We start from the raw sequence: 8,830 nt of genomic DNA, 5'->3' as shown, positions 1-8,830 counted from the left end.
GATCAACCGCGACGCCCTGCTCTGGAACGACACCCGGTCCGCCGGTGCCGCCCGGGACCTGATCGGTGAACTGGGCGTCGACGGCCTCGTGGAGCGGACGGGCTCCGCCCCCGTGGCGTCCTTCACCAGCACCAAGGTGCGCTGGGTGCGCGACGCCGAACCGGACGTCGTCCCGGCCATCGCGGCCGTGGCGCTGCCGCACGACTGGCTGACGTGGCGCCTGCGCGGCTTCGGGCCCGAGGGGGAAGCCCCGCTCGGGCCGGTGCTGGAGGAACTCGTCACGGACCGCTCCGATGCGAGCGGCACGGGCTACTGGAACCCTGCCACGAACGCGTACGACCTCGCCCTCTTCGAGGACATCCTCGGCCGCCCGGCGCGTGAAGCCGGACAGCCGGAGGGCGAGCCGGACCAGGTCGTGCTCCCCCGGGTCCTCCCTGCGGAAGCCTCCGCAGGGACCGTGCATCCCTCGTTCCTGTCGGGAGACCGCCGGATCGTCCTGGGATCCGGTGCCGGCGACAATGCGGGTGCCGCCCTCGGACTGGGCGCGGAGGAGGGGGACGTCGTCGTGTCCCTCGGGACGAGCGGTACGGTCTTCGCCGTCGCCCCGCAGGCGGTGGCCGACCGGTCCGGGACGGTGGCGGGGTTCGCCGATGCCAGCGGACTGTTCCTGCCGCTGGTGGCGACCCTCAACGCCGCCCGCGTGCTGTCATCGGTGGCCGGCCTCCTCGGCGTGGACCACGACGGCTTCGCCGACCTGGCCCGCGGGGCAGCACCGGGGTCGGACGGTGTGGTCCTGGTGCCCTACTTCGAGGGCGAGCGCACGCCCAACCTGCCGACGGCGAAGGCCAGCTTCCACAACCTCAGCATCGCCTCGTCGACGCGCGCCAACATCGCCCGTGCGGCGATCGAGGGCATGCTGTGCGGACTGGCCGACGCCCTCGACGCGGTGCGGGCCGCCGGTGTCACACCGCGCCACCTGCTGCTGATCGGCGGGGCCGCACAGAACGCGGCGGTCCAGGAGGTCGCCGCCCAGGTGTTCGACCTGCCCGTGCGCATCCCCGCTCCGGGCGAGTACGTCGCGCGGGGGGCCGCCGTACAGGCCGCGTGGGTCCTGGCCGGCTCCCGGCCGCAGTGGTCGGTGGAGACGCTCGAGGATCGCGCGTCCGACCACCGGCCCGTCATCCGGACGCAGTACCGGGCCACGGTGGCATCCGTGGCGTTCTAGCCGGTCCCGCACCCACGACGAGAGGCACCACCCCGCGGGGTGGTGCCTCTCGTCGTGGGTGGTGCGGCGTCGCCCGGTCAGAGGCCTACCTGGTGGTCGATGCCCACCTGGTCCACCTTGCGGTGGAAGCGCATCCCGGCCTTGCCCCCGAGGATCGCGCCGAGAAGGGGCACGAGGATCGCGATGGCCAGTCCGATGAGTCCGCCGGTCGTCAGGGCACTGCCGTCGACGGGGATGTTGGGCTGGCCCTGCACCTGCGCGAGGACGTTGAACTGGCTGCCCGCGACGGCGGCGAGGATCGCCAGGACGATCGCGACGACGATGCCCCACAGCCAGACGGCGACGCCCTGCTTGACGCCGTCGAAGCGTGCCATGCGACCGGCGACGTACCCGCCGCAGTAGTAGGCGACGAACAGGATGACGGCCAGGACGATACCGCTGGCGATGCCGATGGTCTGGGCGTTCTCCTGTGCCTGGTTGGCGGCGTCGGACGCGGTGCCCGTGTTGGCCGCTCCGATGCCGACGCCGATCGCCGTCGCCAGCGCACTGAGGATGACGGTGAGGCCGATCGCCGTCAGCCACCCGAAGAACGCCGACCCCCACTTGATGCCGCCGAACCGCTCCTTCTCCGCGGCGACGACGTCGTTGCGCCGGCTCCTCGGGGTGCTCGCGCCTGATGTGTCGTCTCGTGCCATGATGCTGGTGCCTCCTCGGTAGGGATGATTGATCCTGCCGGGTCCGGCCTGTGGGAGGCTCCGTAACCGGAAGATCAGTCTGCTTACTACCGTGACGCGCGGGGGCTCCGCGCGCAAGCACGTTCTTCTGCACGGCGTGCATCTTCCGGCGTGCATCCCCGGCAGGCATCTTCCGGGGTGCAGGGACGGTCCCTGCAGGGATCCCGGCTCCCCGAGGCAGCTGCCGACAGGGAATGCACCAGTCACGGCCGCGGACGGAACCGACCGGGTGGTCCCGGGAACGACGCAACCCGCCCCCAGCTGAGCGGGGACGGGTTGCGACGGGTTCCGACGGCCTGCGGACGGGTGCTAGACGGCGTCCACCCGCACGTCGCAGTGGAGCCGCCGGGTGTGGTCCACGCGCCGCACCTCGCCCGTGAGGGTGAGGGGCACGGTCGCCCGGATGTCACTGCTCGATGCGCCGAGGCGCAGCTCCAGCTCCCCGGGTTCGACGATGCGCTGCCCGTCCCGCCCCGTGAAGGAGGTGACGTCGGCGGGCACGGTGAACGCGACCCTCGCGGAGGACCCCGCCGCCAGGGAGACGCGCGCGTACCCGATGAGACGCTGGACCGGGCGGACGACGGATGCCACCGGGTCGTGCAGGTAGAGCTGCACCACCTCGACGCCGTCGCGCTCCCCCGCGTTGGTCACCGTCACGTGCACGGCGACCTCGCCGTCGGTCGGTGCCGTTCCCGCCGTCGCTCCCGCGCCCTGCCACTGGAACTCGGTGTAGCCGAGTCCGTGGCCGAAGGCGAAGGCCGCTGTCGGATCGATGTTCGAGACGCCGTTCGACTGCGCCAGCGGTGCGGCCAGGTAGGTGGACGGCTGGGCGCCCGGCGTCCCGGGGATGCTGACGGGCAGTCGCCCGGCGGGGTTGATCCGTCCGCTGAGGACGCCGGCCACGGCGGCCGCACCCTCCTCGCCGGGGAAGAACCCCTGGACGATCGCGGCGGCGTCGGTGATCGCGGACCCGAGGGCGTACGGGCGGCCGGTCAGCAGCACGACGACGACGGGCTTGCCGGTGGCGAGCAGTTCGTCGAGGAGCTGCTGCTGCACGCCCGGGAGGGCCAGTGATTCGGCGTCGCATCCCTCGCCGCTGGTGCCGCGCCCGAAGAGCCCCGCCCGGTCACCGAGGACCGCGACGACGACGTCGGCTCCGCCGGCGACCGCGAGGGCCTCGTCGAACCCGGTGGTCGCGGAGCCGTCGATCGTGCAGCCGGCCGCGATCGTGATGTCGCTCGCGCCGAACTCGCGCTGGAGTGCTTCGGCGACCGTCGGGATGGCGAGGCCGATCTCGACGTCGGGGTGCTGCTCGCCGACGTGCGCGGGGAAGGAGTAGCAGCCGAGGAACGCGCGGTGCGTGTCCGCGTTGGGGCCGATGAGGGCGATGCGCGGCGCGGCGGCGAGCGGCAGGATCCCGCTGTTCCTGACGAGGACGATGGACTGCTCCGCGAGTTCGCGGGCGATGTCCCGGTTGCCCGGGGAATCGAGGTCGACGACGGGTGTCCCGGCGCCGGTCCGTTCGAGGGCCGGCGGGACCGGCGACCACTCGGGGTCCAGCAGGCCCAGGTCCAGCTTCTGCCGGAGGACGCGCCGGAGCGCACGGTCGACGAGCCCTTCGTCCAGCCGCCCGCCGTCGATCTCGGCGAGGAGGTGCTCGCCGAAGGTGTGCACGGTCGGCAGTTCGACGTCCACCCCTGCGGTCAGCGCCGCGGCTGCCGCCTCACCGAGGGTCGCGGCCACGCGGTGCAGCTCCTTGAGGAAGGCGATGCCGAAGTAGTCGGCCACCACGGTGCCGTCGAAGCCCCAGGTGTCCCGCAGGAGCGCGGTGAGGAGCGAGGCGTCCGCTGCCGTCGGTACGCCGTCGATGTCGGTGTAGGCGTGCATGACCGACCGGACGCCGGATTCCCGGATCGCCATCTCGAACGGCGGCAGGAGGACGTCCGCCCGCTCGCGTTCCCCGATGGAGACGGGCGCGAGGTTGCGGCCCGCCTTCGACGCCGAGTAGCCGACGAAGTGCTTGAGCGTGGCGACGATCCCGCCGCGCTCGAGTCCCTGCACGTACGCCGTCGCGATGGTCCCGATCAGGTACGGATCCTCGCCGATGGTCTCCTCCACGCGGCCCCAGCGGGCGTCGCGCACGACGTCGAGCACCGGGGCGAGCCCCTGGTGGACGCCGACGGAGCGGAGGTCCGCGCCGATGGCCGAGGACATGGTCCGGACGAGGTCGGGGTTGAAGGTCGCGCCCCAGGCGAGGGGGACCGGGTAGGCCGTGGCCTTCCACGCCGCGAACCCGGCGAGGCATTCCTCGTGGACGAGGGCGGGGATGCCGAAGCGGTTCGCCGCCGTGATGCGCTCCTGGGTGCGCTGCAGCGACAGGGCTCCGAGTCCCGGCTCCACGGGGGCGGTGCCGAAGGGGCGGGTGAGCTGGCCGAGTCCGTGCGGCAGGAGTTCGTCGAGGTCCACGGCCTCGTTCATCTCGTGCTGGTGGGGGGCCACCTCGCCGCCCTCGGTGTTGGCGCCGACCCAGACGCCGACCAGCTGGGCGACCTTCTCACGCGGCGTCATCGCCTGGATGAGGGTCTCCACCCGGTCCTCGGGTGCGGCGGCGGTGTCCCGCCAGGGGGCGTCGTTCAGTGTTGTCTCAGTCATGGTTACTTTCCGCCAGCGCCCATGAGGCCCTGGACAAGCGCGCGGCGCGCGAACAGGTAGACGAGCAGGACGGGCACCATCGACAGGGTGACCGCGGCGAGCAGGCCCGGGATGTTGATGCCGTACTGCGTCTGGAAGTTGAAGAGGCCGAGGGTCACCACGCGGGTGCTCTCGGACTGCGTGAGGATGAGGGGGAAGAGGAATCCGTTCCACGCCTGGAGGGCGGAGAAGACGGCGATCGTGGAGATGCCACCCTTGGACAGCGGCAGGACCAGCCGGAAGAAGGCCCGCGCCGGGCTCGCTCCGTCCATGGCCATGGCCTCGTACAGCTCCCCCGTGATGTCGCGCATCGTGCCGCTGAGGATCAGCGTGCAGATGGGCAGCGCGAAGGCCGCGGTGGGCAGGATGACGCCGATCAGGTTGTCGTACAGGCCGACGGTGTTGATCAGGTAGAACACGGGCACGATCACGGCCTGCGCCGGGATCGCGAGGCCCAGCAGGAAGAAGCGGAACACGAACGACGCCGCCCGGCTCTGGCTGCGCACGATCGCATAGCTGAGCGGGGGCACGAGCAGGAGCACGATCGCGACGACTCCGACCGTCACGACGACGGTGTTGAGGAAGTACCGGCCGAAGCCGCTCGTGATCGCATCGACGTAGTTCTGCAGCGTGAAGCTCGTGGGGAAGGACAGCGGGCCGTTGTCCCCGAACTCCTCACGCGTCTGGAAGGTACCCGACAGCATCACGTACAGCGGGATCGCGACGATCAGCAGCCAGACGAAGGAGCCGATACCGGCGAAGTAGTTGGGGCGGGTCTTCATCAGAGTCCTTCCAGCGAGCTGTTCATCTTGTCGTAGCCGGACACCTTGACCACCACGAGGGAGATCAGGGTGGCGACGACGACGAGCACCAGGGCGATCGCGCTGCCGACGCCGAAGTCGAAGCTCTGGAACGCCTCCTGGTACATGTAGAAGGCGGTGATGGTGGTGTCGGTGCCGGGCCCGCCGTTGGTCAGGATGAGCACCGTCTCGAACGTCGTCAGGCCACCGACCACCATCAGGATGATCGAGGTGATGGCCGTGTTGCGCAGCTGGGGCAGCGTGATGGAGAAGAACTGGCGCACCATGCCCGCGCCGTCGATCGACGCCGCCTGGTACAGCACGTTGGGGATGCCCTTCGCAGCGCCCTGGTAGATCAGGGTGTGGAACGGGGTGAACTGCCACATGCCCACGAAGATGAGGACACCGATCGCACCGGACTGGGTGCCGAGCAGGTTCCCGTCACCGAAGAGCCACGAGAGCTGTCCCGGAATACCGAAGTTCGGATCGAGCAGGGCACGCCACAGCACGGAGATGGCGGCCGAGGACAGCAGCAGGGGGATGAAGTAGATGGCACTGAGGACGGCGCGGTTGCGCTGGTTGCCCGCGGCCCAGACGCCGAGCAGGATGCTCAGCGGTGTCTGGGTGACCACCCCGAGGACGATGAAGAGCAGGCTGAGCCAGAGGCTCTTGACCATCACCGGATCGGAGACGAGCGTCTCCCAGTTCTCGAGTCCCACGAACTCCGGGTCACCGAGGCCACTCCACGAGGTGAAGGACAGGACGGCGACCGCGGCCAGCGGCACGAGGGCGAAGAGCGCGAAGAAGATGGTGGCGGGCAGGGCCCAGGCGAAGCCCGGACGCCCCACGGAGGAGGCGCCCGAGCGGGCCGGGCGGCTCGGAGTGGAGCCGCCCGGCGCTGCCTGCCTGCGCGTTGCAAGCGTTGTCATGGGAATGTCCTAGAGACTCTGCATGGCCTTGATGAAGCCGTCTTCATCGATCTGGCCGCTGAAGAACTGGGCCACGGCGGTGTGGATGGTCACCGTCGCCTCGGGCGGGTACGCCTGGTCCCAGGAGAGCTGGAAGTGGGGCGCTTCCTTCACGAGGTCGAACTGGTACTTCGCGTACTCGGGGTTGGAGGCCTCGCCGAGGAACTCCTCCGTGTTGGTGGTGGTGGGCAGGTTGCCGATGGCGATCTGCTCCTGCACGAACTCGTCCGAGTACATGAGCTTCAGGAACTCGCCGGCCTCTTCGGGGTAGCGGGTGTCCTTGTGGACCGAGTAGAAGTTGTTCGTGTTGCCGGCGAGGTTGTCGGGATCGCCCTCGCCGCCCTCGATCGCGGGGAACTCGCTGTAGCCGAGCACGTTCTCCGCGAACTCGGGATTGGCATCCAGGTGCGTCGCGTAGGCCCACGAGCCCATGAGCTCGAAGCCTGCCCGGCCGCTGGAGAGCAGCGTGGGGGACCCGCCGTCGGTGAACTTGACCGAGTCGAAGTTGGTGCCGAAGGCACCCGCGTCGATCAGTTCGCGCAGCTTGCCGAGGGCCTCACGGCTCTCCTCGGAGTCCCACACCTCCGTGTCGCCGTCGAGCGCCGACTGGAACAGGTCCTCGCCGGCGACGCGGTCGAAGACGTACTGGAACCACATCTGGGTGGGCCACTGGTCGGCGCCGCCGAGAGCGATCGGGGTGACGCCGGCCGCCTTCAGCTTCTCGACGGCCTCCAGCAGTTCGTCCCAGGTGGCGGGAGGAGCATCGATGCCGGCCTGCTTGAGCACCTCGGAGTTGTTGAAGAGCATCACGGGCTGCGTGCCGCGCATCGGGATGCCGTAGCTCTTGTCGTCGATGACGGCCGTCTCGAACACCGAGGGCAGGAAGGCGTCCTTCAGCTGCGGGTCCTCCTCGATGAAGTCGTCGAGGGGCATCAGCAGATCGGCCTTCACGAAGTTCGCGATGCTGCCACCGCCCCAGTTGAAGAAGATGTCCGGAGCGGAATCGGTGTCGATGATGGTCTGCAGCTTGGTCTGGTAGTCCGCGCCGGGGATCGTGTCGAGCACGATCTTGACGTCGGAGGTCTCGTTGAACTTGTCCACCATGGCCTGCTCGACCTTGTTGCTGGCATCGCCGTAGACGGCCAGGTGCAGCTCGTTCTCGGGCCGGCTCGACGCGTCGCCGCCGCCTCCGCCGCACCCTGCCAGGGTGAGGCCCAGCATCATGACCGCGGTGCCTGCAAGACTGCGGGACATCCAGGTTCGGTTGTTCATCGTTGAACGCCTCTCGAAAGTTTCGATAATAATATCGAAAGTTATGTAGTGGGATGAGTGTATGTAGCGCTCGCCCGCTTTTGCAACATCCGATGTGTGGGCGGTCACAAATCGTGTCCGACGCCCGCCGGGCCGCACGGGAGCCCGCATGTAAGCTGGCCGCATGTCGATTTCGGCGGACGAACCGCGCGTCACCCTCGCCCAGCTCGCGACGGCGGCGGGCGTATCCCTCTCAACGATATCCAAGGTGCTCAACGGCCGCGCCGACGTGTCTCCGAAAACCCGGGCGAAAGTTGAGGAGCTCCTGGAGGAGCACGGGTACCGCCGGCGCAAGGTGTCGGCGGCCCGGGCGGCCCTCGTGGAACTCGTCTTCCATGAACTGGAGAGCGCCTGGGCGCTCGAGCTCATCCGCGGGGTCGAGAACGTGGCGCGCGAGCACGGGATGAGCGTCGTGCTGACCGAGACCGGTACGCGGCATGCCCCGGGCTCGGAGTGGATCGAAGGCGTCATGGCCAGGCGGCCCGCCGGAGTGGTCCTGGTCTTCTCGGACATGCCGCAGGACTTCCGCCAGAAACTCGACGCGCGCGCCATCCCGTTCGTCATCATCGATCCCGCCGGGGATCCCGCGCCCGACGTCCCGTCCGTCGGGTCCGCGAACTGGTCGGGCGGCATGATGGCCACGCGGCACCTGATCGACCTCGGCCACACCCGCATCGCAGCCATCAGCGGACCCGAGGACATGATGTGTTCCCTCGCGCGCATCGACGGCTACCGATCGGCGATGAGCATGGCGAACCTGTCCATCGACCCGGAGTTCATCCGCTACGGCAACTTCCACGTCGACGGCGGGCGCGACCACGCCTTCTCGCTCCTGCGCAGCGCCGAGCCCCCGACGGCGATCTTCGCGGGCAGCGACCTGCAGGCGCTCGGCGTCCTCGACGCCGCCCGCCAGATCGGGCTGCGCGTCCCCGACGAACTCTCGATCGTGGGATACGACGACCTCCAGCTCGCGCAGTGGTCGAGCCCCGCCCTGACCACCGTCCACCAGCCGCTCATCCAGATGGCGGAAGAGGCCACGCGCATGGTCCTGCGCCTGCGCGACGGCGAGCGGCCCAACAACCTCCGGCTCGACCTCGCCAC

The 8,830-nt window shown here is 69.6% G+C and carries 7 protein-coding genes; 2 read left to right on the top strand and 5 right to left on the bottom strand.

All coding sequences use genetic code 11. The features are described 5' to 3' along the window. A partial coding sequence (locus CVO76_RS13795) for an FGGY-family carbohydrate kinase (protein WP_208739706.1) occupies positions 1-1,225 on the top strand: 1,225 nt, incomplete at its 5' end. A gap of 77 nt (positions 1,226-1,302) precedes the next feature. Here the strand turns inward: CVO76_RS13795 and CVO76_RS13790 are convergent. The 5 genes from CVO76_RS13790 to CVO76_RS13770 all read right to left on the bottom strand — a co-directional run bounded on the left by CVO76_RS13790 (position 1,303) and on the right by CVO76_RS13770 (position 7,690). Continuing rightward, the gene (locus tag CVO76_RS13790) at positions 1,303-1,920 is read right to left on the bottom strand and encodes a hypothetical protein (protein ID WP_208739704.1); all 618 of its coding nucleotides are present in this window, start codon (positions 1,918-1,920) and stop codon (positions 1,303-1,305) included. Between the two features lie 348 nt (positions 1,921-2,268). Beyond that, positions 2,269-4,611: a glycoside hydrolase family 3 N-terminal domain-containing protein gene (locus CVO76_RS13785; RefSeq protein WP_133081220.1), complete on the bottom strand. Its 2,343-nt coding sequence runs from the start codon at positions 4,609-4,611 to the stop codon at positions 2,269-2,271. A gap of 2 nt (positions 4,612-4,613) precedes the next feature. Next, entirely contained in the window at positions 4,614-5,432 is an 819-nt protein-coding gene (locus tag CVO76_RS13780; protein WP_133081221.1) for a carbohydrate ABC transporter permease, read from the bottom strand. Beyond that, positions 5,432-6,379: a carbohydrate ABC transporter permease gene (locus CVO76_RS13775; RefSeq protein WP_133081222.1), complete on the bottom strand. Its 948-nt coding sequence runs from the start codon at positions 6,377-6,379 to the stop codon at positions 5,432-5,434. The genes CVO76_RS13780 and CVO76_RS13775 overlap by 1 nt, the downstream gene beginning before the upstream one ends. 9 nt (positions 6,380-6,388) lie before the next feature. Further along, positions 6,389-7,690 carry an extracellular solute-binding protein gene (locus CVO76_RS13770; RefSeq protein WP_133081223.1) on the bottom strand — a complete coding sequence of 434 codons (1,302 nt, stop codon included), beginning with the start codon at positions 7,688-7,690 and terminating at the stop codon, positions 6,389-6,391. A 163-nt stretch (positions 7,691-7,853) separates the two neighbouring features. Between CVO76_RS13770 and CVO76_RS13765 the strand changes: the two genes are divergently transcribed. Next, positions 7,854-8,830, top strand: a 977-nt coding sequence (locus CVO76_RS13765; protein WP_208741830.1) for a LacI family DNA-binding transcriptional regulator, incomplete at its 3' end; no start/stop codon positions are given.

Source organism: Arthrobacter agilis (assembly GCF_002953615.1).
In the GTDB taxonomy this organism is placed as follows: domain Bacteria; phylum Actinomycetota; class Actinomycetes; order Actinomycetales; family Micrococcaceae; genus Arthrobacter_D; species Arthrobacter_D agilis_B.
The sequence above is the reverse complement of the archived record's forward strand: the minus strand, read 5'-3'. Positions and strand labels throughout refer to the sequence as shown.